Origin of the sequence: Cellulomonas sp. Leaf334, assembly GCF_001424195.1 — a bacterium.
Classification (GTDB): Bacteria; Actinomycetota; Actinomycetes; order Actinomycetales; family Cellulomonadaceae; genus Cellulomonas.
In genome coordinates this window covers 18,820-42,149 of sequence record NZ_LMOO01000009.1, presented here as the reverse complement: position 1 = coordinate 42,149, position 23,330 = coordinate 18,820, and the positions used below count along the sequence as shown (strand labels likewise).

20 protein-coding genes are annotated in these 23,330 nt (G+C 71.4%); 7 read left to right on the top strand and 13 right to left on the bottom strand.

The genetic code is table 11. From position 1 onward, the window contains the following. Nucleotides 1-112 precede the first annotated feature (112 nt). Nucleotides 113-1,450, top strand: coding sequence for a hypothetical protein (locus tag ASF78_RS20710; RefSeq protein WP_156374275.1), 1,338 nt, complete (start codon nt 113-115; stop codon nt 1,448-1,450). Nucleotides 1,451-1,680: 230 nt separating this feature from the next. Here the strand turns inward: ASF78_RS20710 and ASF78_RS20705 are convergent, their stop codons facing one another. Both ASF78_RS20705 and ASF78_RS20700 read right to left on the bottom strand, forming a co-directional pair. Continuing rightward, nucleotides 1,681-2,976, bottom strand: coding sequence for an ATP-binding protein (locus ASF78_RS20705; protein WP_056594210.1), 1,296 nt, complete (start codon nt 2,974-2,976; stop codon nt 1,681-1,683). Nucleotides 2,977-3,409: 433 nt separating this feature from the next. Then, nucleotides 3,410-4,507, bottom strand: coding sequence for a site-specific integrase (locus ASF78_RS20700; protein WP_056594207.1), 1,098 nt, complete (start codon nt 4,505-4,507; stop codon nt 3,410-3,412). Between the two features lie 277 nt (nt 4,508-4,784). On the opposite strand from ASF78_RS20700, the gene ASF78_RS20695 reads away from it, so the two are divergent. Then, nucleotides 4,785-4,988: a hypothetical protein gene (locus ASF78_RS20695; protein WP_056594204.1), complete on the top strand. Its 204-nt coding sequence runs from the start codon at nt 4,785-4,787 to the stop codon at nt 4,986-4,988. 71 nt (nt 4,989-5,059) lie between these two features. Here the strand turns inward: ASF78_RS20695 and ASF78_RS20690 are convergent, their stop codons facing one another. Both ASF78_RS20690 and ASF78_RS20685 read right to left on the bottom strand, forming a co-directional pair. Next, nucleotides 5,060-6,250 carry an AI-2E family transporter gene (locus tag ASF78_RS20690; RefSeq protein ID WP_056594201.1) on the bottom strand — a complete coding sequence of 397 codons (1,191 nt, stop codon included), beginning with the start codon at nt 6,248-6,250 and terminating at the stop codon, nt 5,060-5,062. A 108-nt stretch (nt 6,251-6,358) separates the two neighbouring features. After that, nucleotides 6,359-7,141 carry a LuxR family transcriptional regulator gene (locus tag ASF78_RS20685; protein ID WP_056594198.1) on the bottom strand — a complete coding sequence of 261 codons (783 nt, stop codon included), beginning with the start codon at nt 7,139-7,141 and terminating at the stop codon, nt 6,359-6,361. 168 nt (nt 7,142-7,309) lie between these two features. On the opposite strand from ASF78_RS20685, the gene ASF78_RS20680 reads away from it, so the two are divergent. After that, a complete protein-coding gene (locus ASF78_RS20680) occupies nt 7,310-7,531 on the top strand; it encodes a hypothetical protein (protein ID WP_156374274.1) in 222 nt (73 codons plus the stop codon). Between the two features lie 22 nt (nt 7,532-7,553). On the opposite strand, the gene ASF78_RS20675 is transcribed toward ASF78_RS20680, so the two are convergent. From ASF78_RS20675 to arsM, 6 genes are all read right to left on the bottom strand, one after another. Then, nucleotides 7,554-8,240: a response regulator gene (locus ASF78_RS20675; RefSeq protein ID WP_056594192.1), complete on the bottom strand. Its 687-nt coding sequence runs from the start codon at nt 8,238-8,240 to the stop codon at nt 7,554-7,556. Continuing rightward, nucleotides 8,240-10,753: an ATP-binding protein gene (locus tag ASF78_RS20670; RefSeq protein ID WP_056594189.1), complete on the bottom strand. Its 2,514-nt coding sequence runs from the start codon at nt 10,751-10,753 to the stop codon at nt 8,240-8,242. Before ASF78_RS20670 ends, ASF78_RS20675 begins: the two co-directional genes overlap by 1 nt. Continuing rightward, on the bottom strand, nt 10,750-11,391 hold the full coding sequence (kdpC, locus tag ASF78_RS20665) for a potassium-transporting ATPase subunit KdpC (RefSeq protein ID WP_082495260.1): 642 nt from the start codon (nt 11,389-11,391) through the stop codon (nt 10,750-10,752). Before kdpC ends, ASF78_RS20670 begins: the two co-directional genes overlap by 4 nt. Continuing rightward, complete coding sequence (gene kdpB / locus ASF78_RS20660; protein WP_056594186.1) at nt 11,391-13,448, bottom strand: potassium-transporting ATPase subunit KdpB; 2,058 nt, start codon at nt 13,446-13,448, stop codon at nt 11,391-11,393. The genes kdpC and kdpB overlap by 1 nt, the downstream gene beginning before the upstream one ends. Next, entirely contained in the window at nt 13,445-15,109 is a 1,665-nt protein-coding gene (gene kdpA, locus ASF78_RS20655; protein WP_056594183.1) for a potassium-transporting ATPase subunit KdpA, read from the bottom strand. The genes kdpB and kdpA overlap by 4 nt, the downstream gene beginning before the upstream one ends. Nucleotides 15,110-15,514: 405 nt before the next feature. Beyond that, nucleotides 15,515-16,255 carry an arsenite methyltransferase gene (arsM, locus tag ASF78_RS20650; protein WP_056594180.1) on the bottom strand — a complete coding sequence of 247 codons (741 nt, stop codon included), beginning with the start codon at nt 16,253-16,255 and terminating at the stop codon, nt 15,515-15,517. 112 nt (nt 16,256-16,367) lie between these two features. On the opposite strand from arsM, the gene ASF78_RS20645 reads away from it, so the two are divergent. Continuing rightward, a complete protein-coding gene (locus ASF78_RS20645; protein ID WP_056594177.1) occupies nt 16,368-16,736 on the top strand; it encodes a metalloregulator ArsR/SmtB family transcription factor in 369 nt (122 codons plus the stop codon). Then, nucleotides 16,733-17,239, top strand: coding sequence for a GNAT family N-acetyltransferase (locus tag ASF78_RS20640; protein WP_056594174.1), 507 nt, complete (start codon nt 16,733-16,735; stop codon nt 17,237-17,239). Before ASF78_RS20645 ends, ASF78_RS20640 begins: the two co-directional genes overlap by 4 nt. An 11-nt stretch (nt 17,240-17,250) precedes the next feature. On the opposite strand, the gene ASF78_RS20635 is transcribed toward ASF78_RS20640, so the two are convergent. Further along, on the bottom strand, nt 17,251-18,237 hold the full coding sequence (locus ASF78_RS20635; protein ID WP_056594173.1) for an aldo/keto reductase: 987 nt from the start codon (nt 18,235-18,237) through the stop codon (nt 17,251-17,253). A 71-nt stretch (nt 18,238-18,308) separates the two neighbouring features. Here ASF78_RS20635 and ASF78_RS20630 point away from each other — a divergent pair, with 71 nt between their 5' ends. After that, the gene (locus ASF78_RS20630) at nt 18,309-19,727 is read left to right on the top strand and encodes a PLP-dependent aminotransferase family protein (protein WP_056594170.1); all 1,419 of its coding nucleotides are present in this window, start codon (nt 18,309-18,311) and stop codon (nt 19,725-19,727) included. Here ASF78_RS20630 and ASF78_RS20625 read toward each other — a convergent pair. After that, a complete protein-coding gene (locus tag ASF78_RS20625; RefSeq protein ID WP_056594169.1) occupies nt 19,724-21,313 on the bottom strand; it encodes an MFS transporter in 1,590 nt (529 codons plus the stop codon). The genes ASF78_RS20630 and ASF78_RS20625 overlap by 4 nt on opposite strands. A 227-nt stretch (nt 21,314-21,540) precedes the next feature. On the opposite strand from ASF78_RS20625, the gene ASF78_RS20620 reads away from it, so the two are divergent. Continuing rightward, nucleotides 21,541-22,833, top strand: a complete 1,293-nt coding sequence (locus ASF78_RS20620; RefSeq protein WP_082495259.1) for an RICIN domain-containing protein — start codon at nt 21,541-21,543, stop codon at nt 22,831-22,833. Nucleotides 22,834-22,839: 6 nt separating this feature from the next. Here the strand turns inward: ASF78_RS20620 and ASF78_RS20615 are convergent, their stop codons facing one another. After that, on the bottom strand, nt 22,840-23,301 hold the full coding sequence (locus ASF78_RS20615) for a hypothetical protein (RefSeq protein ID WP_156374272.1): 462 nt from the start codon (nt 23,299-23,301) through the stop codon (nt 22,840-22,842). Between the last annotated feature and the right edge of the window lie 29 nt (nt 23,302-23,330).

The window sequence follows — 23,330 nt, the reverse complement described above, 5'->3', positions numbered from 1 at the left end:
TCGATACTGCTCCTCGCTTGCGTCCCGGCAGACGTTGCTCCTCAACGGCGGGATGGGTCCTGCCGATAACCGGTCGTGACCGCACGTGCGGGCGCGAATTCGAGGGGTGCACATGAACGGCCAGCCGCATGACCCGCTAAGCAAGAACGGCGACGGTTTGGGGATGGGAGAGTCGCCGCAGGTGTATCGGTTCCTGCTCAGGCAATCCGACATCGACGGAGCCGAGGCGGCACTCGGCAAGAGCGACAGCGGTGTGAGCTGGGCACGGGCTGGGGCGACCAAGAATGGTGTCCTCCTGGATGTCACTTCGAGCACACCTCAACGGGACACAATGGGGCGCATTCTCTCGGTGTGGCGATCCATCATCACGCCGCTCGATGTCTGGCCGCGCGACCTGGTCGACCAGGTGAGTGAGCACTGGCTTCGCGAGCAGATCAGAGGGGCGGCGAGCCGGCCGCTGACCAGGGTCGAGGAAGCCAACTACTGGTGGCGGTTGGAGAGGCTGACGGGCGCTGAGACTCTGCGGCAACTTCTCGCGCTGGTCCGAGACCCCCGAGAAGTCGACGACGCACGATGGAAGGCCGCCTCGACCTGCGGCGTCGTCCTCAGAAACTCTCGGGACGCGGGACTGGTTCAGGACGTACTGGACGCGTCTATTGATCTCAGCCGAGCGGGCGCGAAGCGCGGCCCTTACGCGCGCAGTCGCGTCGCGCTCGAACTTGTAGAGGCCGTGACATCGATGTTCGAATCGTTCCGCCACTGGCCGGCCCGCACGTGTGAGTTCAGCTCGGAGCAGTCCGCCCCCGTCGAACCCAGGGTCCGAGCACTCCTCACACATCCTTGGGCGGAGTTCCAATGGCGGACACTCACCTTAGCCACCACGCTGCACGGTCACCGTGATACAGCAACCGCCGACGCGTTGGCGGCGGTAGCTCTGGCGCGGGCGTCGACCAAGGGCCAAGACGCAGGCGTGGTCAACACCGCCGCCGCTGAAGCGCTGGCGATCTGCCCGCCGACCCCAGCTGTGCGCGAGGCGCTCCTGGCCCTTCGGGGCGCGCACAAATGGGAGACGCGCGTCACCGCCACCATGGCGTTATGTGCCTTGGACGATCCAGCGCTCACGCGGTCACTTTGGTCCGAATGGTCTGTGTCTCGCTCGGCCAACGACCGCGCTGTCGCCTACTTCATCCTCGCCGAGCGCGGAACAGCCGAGGATTTGGACGCCGCGGTCGCGGCACTCGCTGCAGTGCTCCGCTGGACGCGACCCGACGATGACCAGATCGGCCGCAAGCTCTTCGATCTGCTCTGCCGCAACGGCGCCGCGAGTCGCGCTCGAACCGAGCTCGAGCACGCCCGACGACGGAAGGCCGGAGTGCCGCCGGTACTCGAGGCATGGATCGAGGTCGCGCACCCCACGCTAACCAGCAGGGTCCCAGCTGATCGCAAGTGACGACAGCTTCGACGGCCTATCGTGGCGAGACACGAATCCTCCTGCAGGTAACTGGCCACCCCGCACACGAGATCAGCGCCCGGCGATGGATGACGCTAGATCCGCCGCGCTACGCCATGGAGCCACACACCTAGGTGGCGACTCCTCTTGCACTGCGCGTGCGCGAGGTCGCGTGATCTTGCGACGTTCCACGTCATCGCGCACCCCGTTTGGCCAGTTCGCCCCAGCGCCTACACATCCAGGACGTAGGCGAGGAGCGCCGCGGGAACGGCCCATGCGCGGGCTTCATCCTGTGAAATCTCGAGCACGTTTCGGGTGGCCAGAATCCCTGACCAATCCGAGGCTTCCACCGTTGCCGCCTCGGATCGCCATGCACCCTGGGTGTACTTGCCTTCAATCGCGACGCCGCCCAGTTGCTGACTGACGAAGTCGATCTCCTTGCGCGCAGGGGTGCGCACATGAAACAGAAAGTCGTCGCTGAGACTGACGGGAAGGTCGGTCACAACCCTGCGCCGAATCGCGTTGCCGATCTGCATCTCCGCAAGTGCTGTCAGGTCGACGTCCTGTCGGTTCGGGTTGCGCAGGTGAGGCAACCGCGCGAGCAACGGGTCGACGGCGTACAACTTGTCCTGGGCGCGGCTCTTCGGGGTCCAGGACGACTCGCCCTTCTGCGGGCACGCCCACAACAAGTAGGCGTTGCGCAAGTAGCCGACGTGCCGGGCGACGACCTCGTGGCTGATGCCCAGGTCCTGTCCGATGCTCGTGTACACCGCGAAGCTGGTGATCGTCGCCCACAGCCGCTCGAGCAACGCCATCTCCGTTGCCGCCGCGAGTTGAGAGTTCCGGAAGGCGTCATTGGCCACGATGTCGAAGAGGTCATTGGCGAACCACGTTGGGACCGGTTCACCCTTCTTCGCCGCCGCCACGGCGACCGGGTAGCCGCCGTACATCAGGTACCTCTCCCATGCCCTGATGAGATCGTCCATCCACGGGATGAGCGTTTGGTAGGTCTCGGCGGCAGCGCCGTCGCGCAGGCCGTTGAGAGGCAGTTGGTCAGCCGGCGCCGACGATCCCGCGGACATGTGCTGGGCGAACGTTCGGAATCCCATCGGCAGCAATGTGCGGTCGAGCTGGGTTCCCCGCCCGCGACGACCAGCCAGGACACCGACCGCCTCGGTCAGTCGGGACGCACTCGAGCCGGTCAGGACCACGGTCGCGCTAGAGAACTCTGCGTCGTTGTCCCGAAGCCACTTCAGCTGCTCCGGCCAGTCCCCCGAGACCGCGGTGACTTCATCTAGCAGCCAGTACCGAGCAGTGCCGGGAGGTACCCGCGGCAGCGCAGCGTTCTGGGTCAGGGTGCGCAGATCCTTCGCCGCCCATCCGTCGACGGCCACCCGCACGATCGCGGTAGCAGGCACACCCATTGTCAAGAGGTCGGACACGAGCTGTTTGATGGCGACGGTCTTGCCTACTCGACGCGGGCCCCGTAGCAAGTACATGCAGCCTGGCACCAGGTCGTCGAGCACCCCGGAGCGGTAGGTGAGCCCGGACCGAGCAGCATCGACCAGATCCTTGTCCAGACGCTCCCAGTCCCCTCCGCGCCACCATGGGTTCTGTGCGGCGACTTCTTGCGCGAGTTGCCCTATGTGAGTAGCCACACGCAGGAATGTACCCCCTGGTGATGGTGTCTAACGCAGGGATGTATACGTTGCTGGAGGTGTCACCCGTGAGAAGGTATACCTTTTTGCGTGTGGCTACGTCGCGCCGCGAGGCCTCACTGCTGGGTGCACCCTGACGCGCCGGCAAGCGGAGGCGCACGCGGAGGAAGTCCCGTAGGCGCAAGCCACCATCCGTGCGAGATGCGGTCGGCGTGATCGTGCTCATCGTCGTGCTGGTGCTGATCGTCGTGGTGGCGCTGGTGCTCATCGGCGATCTGTCTGGGGAACATAGCCCTTCGGATCAATTCCCGGCTGCAGTGGCAAGGCTGGAGAGCGCGTCCGCGATGACGCGGTCGCGGTCCGCCGCTGCATGCTGGTACTTCATGGCCATCGCCGGCGTGGTGTGGCCAAGACGGGCCATCAACTCCGCGACCGTCGCTCCCGACGCGGCGGCGAGGACAGCGCCCGTGTGCCGCAGCCCGTGAAAAGTGAGGTCCGGTCGCCCAGAAGCGGCCTTGGCTCGATCGAACTCCTTCCGAAACCGGTGTGGCGACAGCTGGACGTCTCGGCCCTGCTCGAGCGGAAACAGCAGCGCGCCCGAGCGCTTGGCCACGCGCTCCCGGAGGTGAATCTCGAGCAGCGGAAGCAGATGCGGTGGGATTGCGACATCCCGGGCGCCGGCCTCGGTCTTCGGAGTGTCGACGACGGGAGTTCCAGTGAGCCAGGTGACGCCCCTGCGGATCCGCAAGACCCCGGCCTTGACGTCCACGTCGCCGCGTCGCAACTCAGTGACCTCTCCGAAGCGGAGCGCACACCACGCGCCGAGCAGGACCATCGGGCGGAAGCGCTCGTCGACCGCAGCAGTGATCGCCTCCAGCTCGGCGAGCGAAGCCGGCCGGATGGGTCGGGCGCGTTTCGCTGATCCTGCGCCTGACACCCGGCACGGGTTCGCTGCGATGAGATCGTCTCGGCACGCGGTGCCCAGGATGACGCGCAGCAACGCGTAGAGGTGCGCTCGCTCCGTCGGCCGGTCGGGCATCAAGGTGGCGTGCCACGCGCGAACCGCGGCCGGCGTGATGTCCGTGAGCCTGACGTCACCCCACGTCAGCAAGAGTTCTTTGTCGAGCTGCCGGGAGTACAGGACGCGCGTCGACGATTTGAGGTCCCGCCCCGCGAGCCAGGCTGTGGCGAACTCGCCGAACGTCGTCACGACGGCTGTCGGATTGACCTTGCCTTCGCCGATCAGGACGCGCTGCTTGGCAAGCCACGCCGTCGCTTGAGCCTTCGTTCCGAAGGTGTCGGGTGCCGTGATCGACTGCTCGGCTCCGGGCACTTGGTACCGGGCCTGATAGCGGCCGCTCGGCAACTTTCGGACCGACCCGAAGTCACGTCGAGACACCTTTCGACCTCCCCCTCGTGCCAGATACGTGCCAGAAGTCGGCGAAATCTGGTTCAACGAGGTTCACGCTAGCATCCGCGAAAGGCACCCAAAGATGCAGGTCAGGTACCCTCTAGCGCCACTCGGTTCCTATCCGTTCATGGGTCACTTCGAAGGTTCGAGTCCTTTCGCGGGCACCATCTCGACTTCAGGACTCCGGCCGCGTCGCGCGCGGCCTCTTGGACATCCGTCCTCCATGGCGGTTCCCTGTCGGTCCACCTCCTGGGATGCTCTCCGCGTGGAGTACTGGGTGCTGCTGCGCGGCGGGGAACGCGACGGCGAGGTCAAGCCGTGGGCGGAGCGACCCGACGCGAGCCTGGACTGGTGGTTCCCGCGGACCGGCGTCGGCGCCAAGCACCTGGAGCTCCGGTACCGGTACACGGAGGAGAAGGTCTGCCTGCCGGACGGCCGCATCGCCTGGGTGCTCACGTTCGACGGCTGACGACCGCCTCGACGCGGGACGCTCGCTGGGTTGCGGCCGGCCTTCTCGCCGGACTCCGGCACCCCCGAGGCTCAGGTGTGGGCCGCGTCCGCCACCGCACCTGACGGGACGGCTTCGTGCCGCTTCTGCCTCGCGAAGCGGGCGGGCAGGTCAGGGCCGTCCCACACCTGGACCGCCCCCCAGATGGACGCCGCGATCGGCACGGCGAGGACCGCTCCCGTGAGACCTGCCAGCACGGTGCCGGCCGTCAGCGCGAACAGGATCACCAGCGGGTGCAGGCGGAGTGTCCGCCCCATGACGACGGGCTGGAGGAAGTCGCCCTCGAGCTGGTTCACGACGACGACGATCACGACCACGATCAGCGCCTCGACGGGCCCGACCGCCACGAGGGCGACGAGCGCGGCGAGGATGCCGGCGACCGTCGCTCCGACGAGCGGGATGAAGGCGAGCAGGAAGACGAGCACGGACAGCGGGATCACCAGGGGGACCCCGACGATCGCGAGCCCGATACCGATCGCGACGGCGTCGACCGCCGCGACGATCGCGGTGCCCCGGATGTACCCACCGAGCGTGCGGACCGTCGTGTCGCCGATGCGCTTGCCGCGCTGGTAGCGGTGCGCCTCGAACGGGCGGAGGAGGAACTCCCAGATCTGCGGGCCGTCCTTCAGGAAGAAGAACAGCACCACGATCATGATGAAGAAGCCCGCCACGAAGTCCACGGTCTGCGACACACCGGCGATCGCGCCCGAGCCCACGGCATCGGACTGCAGCAGGCCGGTGACGGAGTCCCGGACCGACTGGATCTGCTCCTCGGTGATGTCGAACGGCAGTCCTTCGACGTAGGCCTGGAGCTCGTCGAAACCGTCCAGGGCCTGGTCGCGCAGCTCGCTCCACTGGCTCACGACCGCCGCGACGACCAGCCAGAGGATCCCCGCCAGGAGGGCGACGAGCGCGACCAGCGCGATCCAGGTGGCCAGCAGCGACGGCAGGCCCTTGCGACGCAGGAACGACACGAGGGGCGAGATCGCGGCCGCCAGCACGAGCGCGATGAGCACCGGGATGACGACGAGGGTCAGCTGGGTCACTGCGAGGACGAAGACGGCGACGACGGCGACGACCGCGAGCACCTGCAGCGACCGTGTCGCCACGCGCCCGACGCCGTCGGACCACAGCGAGGGGGTGGATGCCGGTGGCTCGTCGCGCGGTGGCTCCACGGCCCGGGACCGAGAGCCGTGCGCTGATCTGCGAGCGAACGGACCCATCGGGCTCCCCCAAAGTGCGTGGTCGACGGCTGCCGGAGTCCCAGACCGTACAGCGCGTCACCGTCGTCCGCTCGCCGTGCCGGACCTGACCCGCGGGGTCCGACCTCGTCACCGCAGCGATCGACCCCGGGCCGTCGGCGCGTGCGGCAGGGCGATGGACGCCGCAGCAGCAGCGCTGTGCACCCCCATCCGCTCGCGGACGTGCTCCAGGTGCTTGCGCACCGTCGAGACCGCGACGAACAGGCGTGCAGCGATCTCGGCGTGGCTCAGCCCCGAACCGACGAGGGCGAGCACCTCCCACTCGCGGTTCGTCAGCTCGGGCACACCCGCCCGGCGTCGTTCGGCGTCCAGCCAGATCTCCTGCACGTGCGGCCGCAGCAGTGCGACGACCTGACGGTCACGCTCGTCGAAGCCGGGCCACTCGCGACTGGCGAAGAGGACCCTGTGCACCAGACCGGGAGGAGCCGGGAGGGACAGGATCAGGTGAGTCTGGACGTCGTTGGCGAACTTCAGTCGTCGCGCGGCGTTCTGGTCGGCCGCCGGGATGAAGTCGGTCGTGGTCACCACGCTGGTCAGGTCACCTGTGCGCTGGGGATAGCTGCACAGCGGGTCGGTCCACCAGTCGTCGAACCAGTCGGCGGGTTCGTCGACGACCAGGTCCGTCCCGTACCAGTGCTCGCCCGCGTCGAAGACCCCCTGCTCCCGATCGCACCGCAGGTCCTCGGGCGCGTAGCACGTGGAGGTGACGAGGGTGTCGTGGCCCAGCAGCTCACGGAGTCCGTCGAGCAGCGCCCACGGGAGGTCGGGTCCCGGCTCGTCGTGGTACGCGTCCGCGATGAGGCGGACGAGAGCGTCGCCGTCTCCTGCGTGCAGGTGTCCGATCCGATCCATCGCTTCCTCCCCCGCCCCGGTTCCTCTCCTGCATCGACGGTAGACCCGGACGCCTGCGCCGGACATCCGCCCTGATGCGAATGTTCACGCCCGGCCGGGAGGGGCAGCGTCGTCGTCGACGGACCGACCGGAGGGTCGGACCGAGGACACGACGAGGAGATGACGACGATGAGGGCAACAGGGCGAGCGACGGCGGGTGCGGTGGTCGTGCTCGCGTGCATCACGTTCGGCGGTTCGGCTGCCGAGGGCGGCGTGCAGCAACCGGATCAGGCGACGCGCACGGTGGTGTCGGACCGGCAGCCGGCCACCTGCGCGGAGCCGGGGACCGGCACGGTCGACCCGAGACCCGCGCCTGCGCGGCACCTGCTGGGCACGATGCGCGCCGTGTGACGGGCTGGGCTGGGCACCGGGGTCACGGTTCGAAGATGTACCCCATGCCCGGCTGCGTGATGATGTGCCGCGGGTGCGCCGGGTCCTCCTCCAGCTTGCGCCGCAGCTGCGCCGAGTAGACGCGCAGGTAGTGGGTCTCGTCGGAGTACCCCGGGCCCCAGACCTCCTGGAGCAGCTGGACGCGGCCGACCAGTCGGCCGCGGTTGCGGACGAGGACCTCGAGCATCGACCACTCGGTGGGGCTCAGCCGCACCTCGACCCCGTCCCGGAGCACACGCCGGCGTGCGAGGTCGACGGTCAGCGCCCCTGCGGTGACGACCGCGTCGTCGGAGTCGGACGGGACGGACGCACGCCGGACCGCCGCACGGAGGCGCGCGAGCAGCTCGTTCATCGCGAACGGCTTGGTCACGTAGTCGTCCGCGCCCGCGTCGAGGGCGTCGACCTTGTCCTCACCGTGCTGACGGGCGGACAGGACCACGATCGGCACGCGGCTCCACCCGCGGATGGCGGTGATGACGTCGAGCCCGCTCATGTCCGGCAGCCCGAGGTCGAGCAGCACCACGTCGGGGGTGTGGGCCGCCGCCGCAGAGATCGCCGAGGTGCCGTCGCCGGCGGTCGTGACGTCCCAGCCGGTGGCGCGCAGCGTGATCGACAGGGCGTGCGCGAGCCCCGGCTCGTCGTCGACCACCAGGATCCTGTTCCCCGCCATCAGCGTGCCCTCTCCGCGAGAGGGACCGTCACCAGCATCGTCAGGCCTCCGCCGGGGGTGTCCTCGACGCTCAGCTCGGCACCGACCGCGGTCGCGAGCCCGTCGGCGACGGCCAGCCCGAGGCCGAGGCCCGTGCCGGTCGTGTCGCCCAGTCGCTGGAACGCGGCGAACAGGTGCTCCTTGACGTCGTCCGGAACACCAGGTCCGTCGTCGACCACCCGCACGACGACGTCGTCACCGACCACCGCCGACGCCACGACCACGGCGCTGCCGGCCTGCGCGTGCCGCACCGCGTTCGACACCAGGTTCGCGACGACCCGCTCCAGGAGGCCCGGGTCGGTGTGCACGAGCGGGAGGTCGTCGGGCACGTCGAGGACGACGGCGCCCGGGGGGTAGCCCTCGATCGCGAACGGCACGATCTCGTCGAGACTCGTCGCCCGCAGCACGGGTCGGACGCTCCCCGTCTGCAGCCGGGACAGGTCCAGCAGGTTGTCGATCAGCCGCTCCAGCCGCGAGGTCGACTCCTCGAGGGTGCCGACGAGCGCCGCGCGGTCGGCATCGTCGAGGTCGAGGTCCGTGGACGTCAGGCCGTCGACGGAGGCCCGGATGGTCGCCAACGGCGTGCGCAGGTCGTGCGAGACGGCGGCCAGCAGGGCGGTGCGGGTGGCGTCGGCCTCGCCGAGGACCCGCGCCTGCTCGGCCTGGGCGCGCAGGCGCTCCTGCTCCAGCACGATGCCGACCTGCGACGCGAACGCCTCCAGCACCCGGCGGTCGCTCGCCGGGAGGACACGTCCCGTGAGGGCGAGCACCCGCTCGTCGTCGACCGCGAGCACCACCTGGGCCGCCCCGGGATCGCGGGCGGGGTCGGCACCGTCCGTCGCGAGGACCTCCCACCCGGTCGCGACCCGCGCGAGGAGCGAGACGGCCTCGAGCGTGAAGGTCTCGCGCAGCCGGGCGACCAGCGCGGCGGCCGTGTCCTCGCCCGACAGGACCGAGCGGGAGATCGCGGCCAGGGCGGAGGCCTCGGCGCGCGCGCGGAACGCCTCGGTCGTGCGCCGGGCTGCCAGGTCCACCACCGAGGCGACACCGGCGGCCACGAGCACGAACACGCCCAGAGCGAGCGCGTTCTCCGGTTCGGCGATGGTCAGCTGCCCGGTGGGGAGCGTGAAGAACCAGTTGAGCAGCACGAAGCCGACGACGGCGCTGACGATCGCCGGCCAGAGCCCACCGACGAGGGCGACCAGCACGGTGAGGGCGAGGAAGAGCATGAGCTCGGTGGGCAGGCTGACCACGTCGCGCGACCCGGTGAGCACGAGCGTGAGCAGCACGGGACCGAGGAGCGCGACGACCCACCCGGCGATCCGACGGGTGCCGGACAGCGCGGAGCCCCGTCCGATCCGTCGGCTGCCCGCGCGTGCGCGGTCGTGGGTGACCAGATGCACGTCGATCATCCCGGCGCGTCGGGCGATCTCGGTGCCGTTGCTCTCCCGCACCGCCTCCCGCCAGCGGCTGCGCCGTGACACCCCGACGACGACCATCGTGGCGTTCACCCCGCGCGCGAAGTCCACGACCGCGGTCGGGACGTCCTCCCCGATGACCGTGTGGAACGTCCCGCCGAGCGACTCGACGAGCGCACGTTGCTCCTCGATCCGTGCGGGAGGGGCGCTCGGCAGCCCGTCGGTGGCCAGCACGTGCACGGCAAGGAGCTCGGACCCGGCCGCACGCTGCGCGATCCGCGCCCCGCGCCGGAGCAGCGTGTCCCCCTCCGGCCCGCCCGTGACCGCGACGACGACCCGCTCGCGGGCGGGCCACGGCGACTCGATCCGGTGGTCGCGCCGGTAGGTGGTCAGCGCGTCGTCCACCCGGTCCGCGAGCCACAGCAGCGCCAGCTCGCGCAGCGCGGTGAGGTTGCCGACGCGGAAGTACTGCGCGAGCGAGGCGTCGATCTGCTCGGACCGGTACACGTTGCCGTGCGCGAGCCGGCGCCGCAGGGCCTCCGGGGCGAGGTCCACGAGCTGGATCTGGTCCGCGTCCCGCACCACGTGGTCCGGCACGGTCTCGCGCTGCTTGACGCCGGTGATCGCCTCGACGTCGTCGTTCAGCGACTCCAGGTGCTGCACGTTCACGGTGGTCACCACGTCGATGCCGGCCGCGAGGAGGTCGTGCACGTCCTGCCACCGTTTGGCGTGCGTGCTGCCGGGCACGTTGGTGTGCGCGAGCTCGTCGACCATCGCCACCTGCGGCGCCCGGGCGAGGAGCGCGGGCACGTCCAGCTCGGTGAACTCGCTCCCGCGGTGGCCCACCGTGCGGCGCGGGAGGACCTCGAGCCCGTCGAGCAGCGCCGCCGTCGCGAGCCTCCCGTGGTCCTCGACGAGGCCGACCACGACGTCCGTCCCGCGGGACAGTCGGCGGTGGGCCTCGTCGAGCATCGCGTACGTCTTCCCGACGCCGGGTGCCGCGCCGAGGTACACGGTCAGCCGACCGCGCCTCGGTCGATCGCCGGCTGGGGTCATGAGCCCATTGTGTGCAGCGCCAGGTTCAGCCGGAGCACGTTCACCCGCGGCTCGCCGAGCACGCCCAGGTCGCGGCCGACGGTGGTGTCGTCGACGAGCGCCCGGACCTCGTCCTGGGCGAGCCCGCGCTCCCGGGCGACCCGGGCGACCTGGAGCTGCGCGTACTCCGGCGAGATGTCGGGGTCGAGGCCCGAGGCCGACGCCGTGAGGGCGTCGACGGGCACGTCGGCGCGGTCGACGCCGTCCGCGTCGGCCACGGCGGAGCGCCGCTCCTCGACCGCGGCGAGGAGGTCCTGGTGGAGCGGCCCGAGGTTGGACCCGGCGGACGCCAGGGTGTCGTAGCCCTCGCCGGCGGCCGACGGTCGCGGGTGGAACCACTGCGGCCCGTCGAACGCCTGCCCGACGAGCAGCGAGCCCACGGCGTCGTCGCGCGACGTCACGCGCTCTCCCGCCGACGAGACGAGCGACCCGTTCGCCTGCCACGGGAACGCGACCTGCGCGACGCCCGTGACAGCCAGCGGGTAGGCGAACCCGAGCAGGAGCGTGAGCACGAGCAGCACCCGCAGGCCCGCCCAGGTCTGGCGGGCGAAGGCGACGGTGTCGGACCCGGCCGAGTGGTGCGGGCGTGTGGTCGTCATCAGGACATCCCCAGGGCAGTGACGAGCAGGTCGATGATCTTGATCCCGACGAACGGGGCGACGACGCCGCCGAGCCCGTAGACGAGAAGGTTGCGGCGCAGCAGGGCGCTCGCGGACGACGGCGTGTACCGCACGCCGCGCAGGGCCAGCGGGAGCAGCGCGACGATGACCAGCGCGTTGAAGACGACGGCCGAGAGGATCGCCGACTGGGGGCTGGTCAGGTGCATCACGTTGAGCACGCCGAGCTGCGGGAACGCGACGACGAACATCGCGGGCAGGATCGCGAAGTACTTGGCGACGTCGTTCGCCACCGAGAACGTCGTCAGGGCCCCGCGCGTGATGAGCAGCTGCTTGCCGATCTCGACGATCTCCAGCAGCTTGGTCGGGTTCGAGTCGAGGTCGACCATGTTGCCGGCCTCCTTCGCGGCGGTCGTCCCCGTGTTCATCGCGACGCCGACGTCGGCCTGGGCGAGCGCCGGGGCGTCGTTCGTGCCGTCACCGGCCATCGCGACCAGCCGCCCGCCCTCCTGCTCGCGGCGGATCAGGGCGAGCTTGTCCTCGGGGGTGGCCTCGGCGAGCACGTCGTCCACGCCGGCCTCCAGCCCGATGGCCCGTGCCGTGAGCGGGTTGTCCCCGGTGACCATCACGGTCCGGATGCCCATCGCCCGGAGCGCGTCGAACCGCTCACGCATGCCCTCCTTGACGACGTCCTTGAGGTGGATCACCCCGAGCACGCGCGCCGGGCCGTCGCCGAGCAGCTCCGCGACGACGAGCGGCGTGCCGCCGGACGCGGAGATCGCGTCGACCGTCGCCGCGACGTCGTCGCCCGCGTGCCCGCCCGTCGACCGCACCCAGTGCGTGACCGCCGCGGCGGCACCCTTGCGCACCGACCGGCCGGGCAGGTCGACGCCGCTCATCCGGGTCCGCGCCGCGAACGGCACGAGCTCCGCACCGGCCAGGTCGTGCCGCTCACGCAGCCCGAACTGCTCCTTGACCAGCACGAGGACCGAACGCCCTTCGGGGGTCTCGTCGGCCATCGACGACAGCTGCGCGGCGTCCGCGAGCAGTGCGGGGTCGACGCCCGCGGCGGGCAGGAGGTCCGCCGCCTGGCGGTTGCCGAGCGTGATCGTGCCGGTCTTGTCGAGCAGGAGGACGTCCACGTCGCCCGCAGCCTCCACGGCCCGGCCGGACATGGCGAGCACGTTGCGCCGGACCAGGCGGTCCATGCCCGCGATGCCGATCGTGGACAGCAGCGCGCCGATGGTGGTCGGGATGAGGCAGACCAGGAGCGCGACCAGCACGACCAGGTCCTGCGGGGCGCCCGAGTACGTCGCGAACGGCTGCAGCGTGACGACGGCCAGCAGGAACACGATGGTCAGCGTGGTGAGCAGGACGTTGAGCGCGACCTCGTTCGGTGTCTTCTGCCGCTCGGAGCCCTCGACCAGCGCGATCATGCGGTCGACGAACGTGTGGCCCGCGGGTGCCGTGACCCGCACGACGATCCGGTCCGACAGGACGACCGTGCCCCCGGTGACGGCGGACCGGTCCCCGCCCGACTCCCGGATGACCGGGGCCGACTCGCCCGTGATCGCGGACTCGTCGACGCTCGCGACGCCCTCGATCACGTCCCCGTCGCCGGGGATGGTCTCCCCTGCGACGACGACCACCACGTCGCCGACCTGCAGCGACGACGATGCCACCTCGACGGTGCCGGACCCGACGACCTTGCGGGCCGTCGTCTCTCGCTGCGTGGCCCGCAGGCTCGCGGCCTGCGCCTTCCCGCGGCCCTCGGCCACGGACTCCGCGAGGGTCGCGAACAGCACCGTGAGCCACAGCCAGACGGTGATCGACCAGGCGAACGCGCTCGGCTCGGCGACCGCGAGGACCGTGGTGAACGCGGCGCCGACCTCGACGACGAACATGACCGGCGAGTCCCAGAGCCTGCGCGGGTCGAGGCCACGGAGCGCGCCGGGAAGCGCGCCGGCGAGCTGCCGCGGGGACAGCGTCGTCGGGGCGGCCGCGACGGGGCGCGGCTTCTCGAGAAGGGTGGTGCTCATGACAGGGACTCCACGACGGGACCGAGGGACAGGACGGGGACGAAGGTGAGGCCGACGACCACGAGGGTCACGGTCACCAGCAGGCCGACGAACAGCGGCGTGTGGGTGGGCAGGGTGCCGGCGCCGTCGGGCACCTTCCGCTGACTCGCCAGCCGCCCGGCCAGGGCGAGGACGAGCGCGATCGGCACGAACCGCCCGACCAGCATCGCCAGGCCCAGCAGCGTGTTGTAGAACGGCGTGCCCACGGTCAGGCCCGCGAACGCGGAGCCGTTGTTGTTCCCGGCGGACGCGAAGGCGTAGACGATCTCCGAGAGCCCGTGCGGCCCCCCCTGGAGCTGCCCGGCGAGACCCGCGGGCACCGAGATCGCGATCGCGGAGCCGATGAGCACGACGGCGGGCATCGTCAGCACGTACAGCGCGACGAGCGTGATCTCCTGGCGGCCGATCTTCTTGCCCAGGTACTCGGGCGTCCGGCCGACCATCAGCCCGGCCAGGAACACCGCGACGACGATGAGCACGACCATCCCGTACAGGCCGCTGCCGACCCCGCCGGGCGACACCTCGCCGAGCAGCATCCCCACGAGCGCGACCCCACCGCCCGGTGCGGTGAGCGAGTCGTGCATCGAGTTCACGGCACCGGTCGAGGTCATCGTGGTGGACGCGGCGAACAGGGCTGACGCGGCCTCGCCGAAGCGAACCTCCTTGCCCTCCATCGCTCCCCCGGCAGCCGCGGGCACCAGACCCGGCCCGGCCATCTCGGCCCAGGTCAGCAGGCCGACGGCAGCGACCCACAGCGTCGACATGGCGGCGAGGATCGCCCAGCCCTGCCGGCGGTCACCGACCATCCTGCCGAAGGTGCGCGGCAGGCTGAACGGGATGAGCAGCAGGAGGACGACCTCCAGCGCGTTGGTCCACGGGGTCGGGTTCTCGAACGGGTGCGCGGAGTTCGCGTTGAAGAAGCCCCCGCCGTTGGTGCCGAGCTCCTTGATGGCCTCCTGCGAGGCGACCGGCCCGCCGAGCACGGACTGCGTCCCCCCGGCGAGGGTCCCGACCTCGGTGTGGGCGCTCAGGTTCTGGATCACGCCGGCGGCGACGAGCACGAGGGCAGCGACGAACGCGAGGGGCAGCAGCACCCGGACCGTCACCCGCACGAGGTCCGACCAGAAGTTGCCGACGCGACTGTCGGTCCCGTGCCGCGCGAACCCCCGGGCGAGCGCCGCGACGACACTGATGCCGACCGCGGCGGACACGAAGTTCTGCACCGCGAGCCCGGCCATCTGGAACAGGTGGCCGGCGGCTGCCTCGCCCGAGTACCACTGCCAGTTGGTGTTGGTGACGAACGAGACCGCGGTGTTCCACGCCCCGGCCGGGTCGAGCGGGGCCATGCCGATGCCGAGGGGCAGCCGGTCCTGCAGCCGACCGAGGCCGAACAGGACCAGCACGGACGCCAGCGAGAAGCCGAGCACGGACAGCAGGTAGGTGCTCCACCGCTGCTCGGCGTCGGGGTCCACGCGCATGACCCGGTACCCGACCCGCTCGACCGCGAGGTGCGTCGGGGACGTCAGGGTGCGGAACAGGTAGTCACCGAGGGGTCGGTGCGCGGCGGCGAGCACCAGGACGACGATCCCGACCTGGCCGACCGCGGTCCACGTGGCGCTCATCGGACCTTGTCCGAGCGCAGCAGCTGGACCACCAGGTACACGAGGAGCGCGCCGGCCACGACCAGGCCGGTGACGTCCAGCCCGCTCATGTCCGGTCCGCCCGACGGGCGAGCAGCGCGACGGTGGCGAAGAACGCCACGGTCAGCGCGAGGAAGGCCAGGTCGGCCATGGGTCTCACAGCGCTTTCGACGACGGTCGGCAGCACCTGCCCGGAGCCGCCGACGGCCCTCTCACCAGGGCCGCACCCGCAGGTCTACGCCCGGATCCGGGCGCGGACGGGTGGTGTTGACGGAACCTTGACGCCCCCGGCCCCGGTCTTGGCGGAACCTTGTCGCCTCGTCACGCACCCGACCTCGTCGGACCTCGTCGCCTGGCGGTCGGGACGACGAGGTCCGACGGGGCGTGTCAGACCGCCGCGACCGGCTTGCGCGCGCGGACGACGGCGCCGTGCATCCCGTCGGCGACCTGGTGGGTGAAGGTGACGTCCGCGTCGACGAACCCGGCCGCGGCCAGGCCGGTGAGGTACTCGCCGCGTGACAGGGCACCGGCGATGCAGCCGACGTAGGAGCCGCGCTCGGCGCGCTGCCCGGGCGTCAGGTGGTCCTCGGCGACGACGTCGGAGATGCCCACCCGGCCGCCGTCCGCGAGCACCCGGAACACCTCGCCCAGCACGGCGGGCTTGTCCGGCGACAGGTTCACGACGCAGTTCGAGATGACGACGTCGACCGAGCCGTCCGCGAACGGCAGCTCCTCGATGGTGCCCTTGCGGAACTCCACGTTGGTCGCGCCGGCCTTCGTCGCGTTCGCCCGGGCCAGGTCGAGCATCTCGTCGGTCATGTCCACGCCGTACGCGAAGCCGGTGGGGCCGACACGGCGGGCCGACAGCAGGACGTCGATGCCGCCGCCCGAGCCGAGGTCGAGCACCCGCTCGCCCGGTGCCAGCTCCGCGACGGTCAGGGGGTTCCCGCAGCCGAGTGACGCGGCGGCCGCCTCGACGGGGATCTCGGCGATCTCCGTCGCGTCGTAGAGGCCCTGACCGAAGCTCTCGTCGGTGGGGCCGCACGAGCCGCCGCAGCAGCCGTCGTTCGTGGTCTGCACTGCGGCGAGGGCGTAGCGCTGGCGGACCTGCTCGCGGACGTCGTCCATGATGACTCCTCAGACATTGATGGGTGTCGATGTGTTGCGAGACCGACTCTGCACCCAGACATCTACGGGTGTCAATATCGACAGCCGTCAATCTCCGAGACATACTTGCCCCATGCCTCTGGACCTGCTGCCCGTCTCGGCCGCCCCCGCTGCGTGCTGCACCCCCGCGACGAGCACGGCGATCAGCGAGCAGGACGCCGTCCAGCTCGCCCGCACGCTCAAGGCGCTCGCGGACCCGGCACGGCTGCGCCTGCTGTCCCTCATCGCCGCCCACGACGGGGCCGAGGCCTGCGTCTGCGACCTCATCGAGCCCGTCGGCCTGAGCCAGCCGACCGTGTCGCACCATCTCAAGGTGCTCACGGACGCCGGACTGATCACCCGGGACAAGCGCGGCGTGTGGGCCTACTTCGCGCTCGTGCCCGGCGCGCTCGACTCGGTGACCACGCACCTGGGCGCGCACCTGACCGGGAGCGCCGCATGACCGTCCGGGTCGGCCCGCTGACCGCCGAGCACTGGCCCGAGGTCGAGCGCATCTACGCCGACGGGATCGCCACCGGGCACGCCACGTTCGAGGCGGCACCGCCCACCTGGGCGGCCTTCGACGCCGGCAAGGTGCGCGAGCACCGGTTCGTCGCCCTCGACGACGGACGCGTCCTCGGCTGGGCCGCCGCGTCCGCGGTGTCCGACCGGTGCGTCTACGCGGGAGTGATCGAGCACTCGGTGTACGTCGACCCGAACGCGCGCGGGCGCGGCGTCGGCCGGGCCCTGCTCGACGCGCTGCTCGACTCGGCGGCCGCCGGTGGCGTCTGGACCGTGCAGTCCGGGATCTTCCCCGAGAACACCGCGAGCATCGCCCTGCACACCGCCGCCGGGTTCCGCGTCGTCGGCACCCGGGAACGGCTCGGCCGCATGACCTACGGCCCGCTCGCGGGCCAGTGGCGAGACGTCGTCCTCCTGGAACGACGCCTCGCCACCGACGGCTGACGGTCAGCCGGTCAGGCCTCGTCGAGCCGAGTGCGCAGCTCGTCGTCGAGCACCAGGTCGAGCGCGCCCAGCGACTCGTCGAGCTGGGCCACCGAGTGGGCACCGACGATGGGGATGACCGGGGTCGGCCCACCGAGCAGCCACGCGAGCGCGACCTGGTTCGGCGTGGCGCCGGCGTCCCGCGCGACCTCGCGCAGCACCTCGACCCGACGCCGGCTGCTCGGGTGGTCGGCGCCGCCGAACAGCGACTTGTCGGCGCGGGTGAACGCGCCCTGGTGCAGCGGCGAGTACACCGTCACGGCGAGCGGCGGGCGGCCGTCGACCCCCGTCGACGCCGCGTAGTCGAGCAGGTCGCCGGACACCCAGTTGGACCGGAACGGCGTCGGGCCGGGGTACACGTAGCTGCCCTGCTGCTGGACGAGCCCGTACGGCTCGACACCCAGCCGGGCGGCTGTCTCGCGCGCCTCGACGACGCGCCACGTCGTGACGTTGGAGATCCCCGGCACGCCGACCACCCCGTCGGCGACGAGCTTGCCGAACGCGCCGACGGTCTCCTCCAGGGCCGTGTCGCGGTCGTCCACGTGGCCGTAGAGGACGTCGAGCCGGTCGACGCCCAGGTGGCGCAGGCTCGTGGCGGCCTCGCGGTGGATGGTCTCGGCCGCCAGCCCCTGGTAGTTCGTCGGCGGGGTGCTCGACAGCGGCAGGGCGGGGTCCTTCTTGGCGGCGCCGCACTTCGTCGCGATGCGTACGCGGTCGCGCAGCCCGCGGGACGCCAGCCACGCGCCGATCACGTCCTCGCTCTCGTGCCCCTGGCCACCCTCGGCCCAGGCGCTGTAGTTGTTCGCGGTGTCGAGGAACGTGCCGCCAGCGTCGACGAACCGGTCGAGGACCTCGAAGGCCGTCTCACGCGGGGTGTGCGTGCCGAAGTGCATGGTGCCCAGGCACAGGACGCTGACGTCGGTGGACGTCGGGCCTGAGCCGATCGTGCGCTGCTGCATGGTGCTCTCCTCAGTTTCGGTGACACAGACGACGCTAGGTGTGCAGCGGACTGGGAGTACGGTCCATTCCTGTGGCAGGCGACCAGACCAATCGATGGGTCGGCGACGCGCTCGTCACGCTCGAGAGCGGCCAGCCGGTCCACGTCGCGCTCGAGCGGGCACTGCGCGCCGCCGTCCGCGAGGGCCGCCTCCGTCCGGGCGACCCGGTGCCACCGAGCAGGACCCTCGCCCGCGACCTGGGGGTCTCGCGCTGGGTGGTCACGCAGGCGTACACGGCGCTCGTGGCCGAAGGCGCCCTCGACGCCCGCACGGGCGCCGGCACCCGCATCGCGTCCACGTCGTGGCCCTCCGTGGCGCCGCCCCGGGTGGCCGAGCACCCGACCCAACCGCGGCCCGCCTTCGACCTCGGGCCCGGCGTCCCGGACCTGCGCCACCTGCCCCGCACGACGTGGGTCGGCGCGGTCCGCACCGCCGTCGAGGCCGCGACGCCCGGTGACCTCGTCGCACCCGACCCCCGCGGCGTGCCCGCGCTGCGCCAGGCGCTCGCCGACCGGCTGGCCGTGACCCGCGCCGTGCTCGTCGACGCCGACGCCGTCGTGGTGACCCACGGTGCCGCCGACGGCATGACGCGCCTGGCACGCTCGCTGCGCGCCGCGGGACACGACACCGTGCTCGTCGAGGACCCGAGCTGGCCCCGGCTGCGCGACGTCGCCGCGTCCGCCGGTCTGCAGCCCGTGCCGGTGCCGGTCGACGACGAAGGCGTGGACGTCGACGCGCTGGTCGCAGCCGCCGCACGGACCGGCGCGCGCGCCGCCCTCGTCACACCGTCGCACCAGTTCCCCGTCGGTGCGGCCCTCGCCCCCGCGCGACGCGAGGCGCTGGTGCGGTGGGCCCGCGCCGTCGACGGGGTGGTCGTCGAGGACGACTACGACGCCGAGTTCCGCTACGACCGCCGCCCCGTGGCGGCCCTGCGCGCGCTCGCCCCCGACCGCGTCGCGCTGCTGGGCTCGCTGAGCAAGACCCTCGCGCCGGGGTTCGGCGTCGGCTGGCTCGTCCCTCCCGACGACGTGCCTGCCGCGCGCACGGGCCTCGACGTGCACACGAGCGCCCCGCCGTCGCTGCACCAGCTCGCGTGCGCCGCGCTGCTGGCCGACGGCGGCTACGACCGGCACCTGCGGTCGGCGCGCACGCGGTACCGGCGCCGCCGGGCGGCCCTGCTCGCGGCGCTCGACCGGCACCTGCCCGGTCTGCCCGTGACGGGCCTGGCCGCGGGACTGCACGTCGTGCTGGGGCTGCCACCCGGTGTCGACGAGGACCGCGTCGCCCGGATCGCCGCCCGCCGCGACGTGCGCGTGGTGCCGTCCAGCCGGTACCGCGTCGGGGCCGCGACGTCCGTACCCGCGCTCGTCGTCGGGTACGGCAACCTGGTCGACGCGCGGCTGGACGAGGCGGTCGGCCGGCTCGCCGATGCCGTCGCCGAGGCGACCTAGCCGCCGAGCGACGCCCCCTCGACCGCGGCGTTGGGCTGCGGGTCGGGCAGGCGCCTCATCCGGAAGCCGTTGACCACCCCGACGATGCCGGCGAGCAGCGGGACCAGGAGCGCGATCTGCAGCGCTCGCGGCCGGACCTCGGTGTTGATGCGCAGGATCTCGTCCTGCACGTCCTCCGGCTGACCCGCGAGGGTCTCCTCCAGTGCCGTGTTGCTCATCAGCTCGGCGTCCTCCTCGAGCGCTGTGGCGACCTGGGTCTGCTCCTCGGGCGAGAGGACCGTGCTCGCGTCGGCCTGCGCGGTGAACCCGAGGGACAGCGCGGCGAGCATGACGCCGCCGGCGAAGGCGAGCCCGAACGACAGCCCGAACGAGCCGGCGGCCGAGTTGACGCCGGCGGCCTCGCTCACGCGCTGCTCGGTGATCGGCGACAACGTGTAGTTGTTGAGCTGCGAGACGAGCAGGCCGAGCCCGGAGCCCACGACGAGGAGCGGGAGCACGAGGTACCAGCCGGAGGTCGCGCGCGGGACCACCGGGATCAGGACGAGGATGCCGATCACGACCAGCGAGAAGCCCGCCAGGACGATCGTGGCCGGCCGCCGCCGCCCGGAGCGCTTCCCGGCGAGCAGGGCCAGGGCGAACATGGACAGCGACAGGGGCGCGAGCGACAGACCGGCCGCCATCGCGTCGTACTCGAGCACCATCTGCAGGAAGATCGGCAGCGTGATCATCGCGGCGCCGAGCGTGATCTGCTGGAGCGTCTGCTGGGACACCCCGACGCGGAACAGGGGAAGCCGGAACAGGTCGGGGTCGAGCAGCACGGGCCTGCCCTGACGCTTGCGGCGCAGCAGCCACCAGACCAGGGCCGCGAGCGCGACGGCACCGACGGCGATGAGCGCGCCGACCGCCTCGCCGCCCTCCTGCCACACGAGGATCCCGAGGACGATGCCGCCCATGGCGACGGCGGAGAGCCCGGCGCCGACGAGGTCGATCGTGCGGTCGCCGGTGTACTGCACGTCCTTGACCAGCGTGATGCCGCTGAGCACGACCACGATGATCAGCGCCTCGAGCCCGAACGCGACGCGCCACGACAGGTAGGTCGTGATGAAGCCGCCGAGCAGCGGGCCGACGGCCGCGGCGATCGACGCGGACGCCCCGACCAGCGCGTAGACCTTCACCTGGTTGCCGCCGCTGAAGTTGCCGTGGATCAGCGACTGCATCGCGGGCAGCAGGAGCGACGCCCCCAGGCCGCCGATGATCGCCCAGAAGATGATCACCGCGGTCAGGCTCTGGGCCAGCATCATCGCGACGGCACCGGTGGCGTACGCGAGGAGGCCGAGCACGTAGGCGCGCTTGCGGCCGGCGAGGTCCCCGATCTTGCTGCCGATCAGGATGAACGCCGCCGACACGAGGGCCTCGAGCGCGATCGCGGACTGGACCCCGCTGACGGTGGTGTCCAGGTCGGCGACGACGGCCGAGATCGAGACGTTCATGAAGGAGGTGTCGACCACCAGGACGAACATCGCCATCGCGAGCAGGACGGCCAGGCGCCGGTTCAGCGGCGGCGCGGGCTCCGGACCTGAGGTCATGGTCGCAGCGTAGGAGCAGGCGGCCCCTGCGTGGGGGAGTTGCCCCGATCTGGTCGGGTCAGCGCGCCGTTGACATCCGACATGTGATCGTTAACATGACCGAGAACACCCGGTGTCCGGCGCACCGTCACCGAGCGCGTCGCGCGTGCGACCGAGGGCAACGACGCCCCCGTTCGACGGACCGCGCGCGCCCGGCTCCCTCACGTGCACGGACGAAGGAGTCACGCATGACGCAGCCACTCTCCCGGCGCCTCTGGGCCGTCCTCGCGGCGCTCGCGCTCGCCCTCGTCGCGGCGGTCGCCGTCGCGACCGCTCCCCCGGCGCAGGCCGCCACGGCGTACATCTACACGACGTTCAAGGGCGACGCCGCGGCCGACCAGGAGCTGTGGGTCTACACGTCCTCCGACGCGACCACCTTCTCCGCGCTCGCCGACACCAACTACCGCGGGCCGTCCGGTGCGCTGCGCGACCCCAGCATCATCAAGCGCGACGGCACCTACTACATCGCGTACACGGTGCAGTCGTGGACGACGCAGTCGACGACCTTCAACATCGCTCGGAGCACGAACCTGCGGGACTGGACGCACGTCACCAGCGTCAACGCCGGGATCAGCGGCACCGCGTACACGTGGGCGCCGGAGTTCTTCGTCGACGGCAGCACGGTCCGCGTCATCGTCAGCCTCGGCACGTCCGGCCACCAGTTCACGCCGTACGTGTACACGGCGCAGAACAGCGGCCTGTCGTCGTGGAGCGGCCCGACCGCCCTGGGCATCCCCGCCAACCACATCGACACGTACATCGTGAAGAGCGGCTCGACGTACCACGCGTTCGTCAAGAACGAGTCGACCAAGTGGATCGAGCGCTGGACCTCGACCACCTTCACCAGCTGGTCGAACCAGGGCAACCTCTGGCAGCAGTACCACGAGGGGCCCTCGGTCGTGCAGCAGGCGGACGGCACCTACCGCGCGTACATCGACCGCTACCCCAGCGGCGGCATGTGGACGTCCACCAGCACCAACCTCACCTCGTGGAGCGGGCTCTCCCAGGTCGGCTGCTCGGGCTGCCGGCACGGCACGGTCATCCTCGACACCGGCTACTCGGGCAGCGGCACCGAACGGATCACCAACCGGCACAGCGGCCTGGTGCTCGACGTGCAGAACCCCAACACGTCCAACGGGGCGCGCGTGGGCCAGTACGCGTGGAACGCCGGGGCGTGGCAGCGGTGGACCGTCGAGGACGTCGGCAGCGGCTACGTGCGGTTCCGGTCGGCGCACTCCGGCAAGTGCCTGGACGGGTCCGGCACCGCCAACGGCGCCTACGTCCAGCAGTGGGACTGCAACGGCGGCACCAACCAGCAGTTCGCGCTGCAGAGCGCCGGCAGCGGGTACGTGCGGATCGTCGAGCGGCGCTCCGGCAGGTGCCTGGACGTGCCGGGCTGGTCGACGGCCAACGGCACCGTCCTGACCCTCTGGGACTGCACCGGCGGCAACAACCAGCTCTGGGCGCGTGCCCTGGTGTGACCCCGGCTACTTGACGGGGACCTCGATCTCCTCGCCGTTGACCTCGACGAGCAGCGGCTTCGTCGTCGTCGTGTTCTCGGGGCTGCCGAAGATGGTCGTGTGCGGGACGAGGTCGGCGGTGCAGATCGCGTCGTCGGGGATCGGCTCGGTCTCGATCCGCACCGAGTTCCCGCTGTTCGCGTCCTCCAGGACCACGATGTCCGTCCCGACGACCGGGCAGGTCGAGCTCCCCCACGTCACCAGGGCAAGCCGGTCGCCGTAGTCGAGGTAGACGACGCTGGTCTCCCCCTCGGGGACCTCCAGCTCCTCGAGCTCCGGCTCCGCCTCCTCGCCCTCGGCGGCGACGGGGACGCTCGGGAGCCCGGAGAAGTCCTCGATCGCGGTCGGGGAGGCGCAGCCGGACAGCGACAGCGCCCCCAGTGCCACCAGGAGCGCGCCGACGTGCCGAACCCTCAGCCGTTGTTCCATCACTGACCCCTTCGCGTGAGCTGACGACG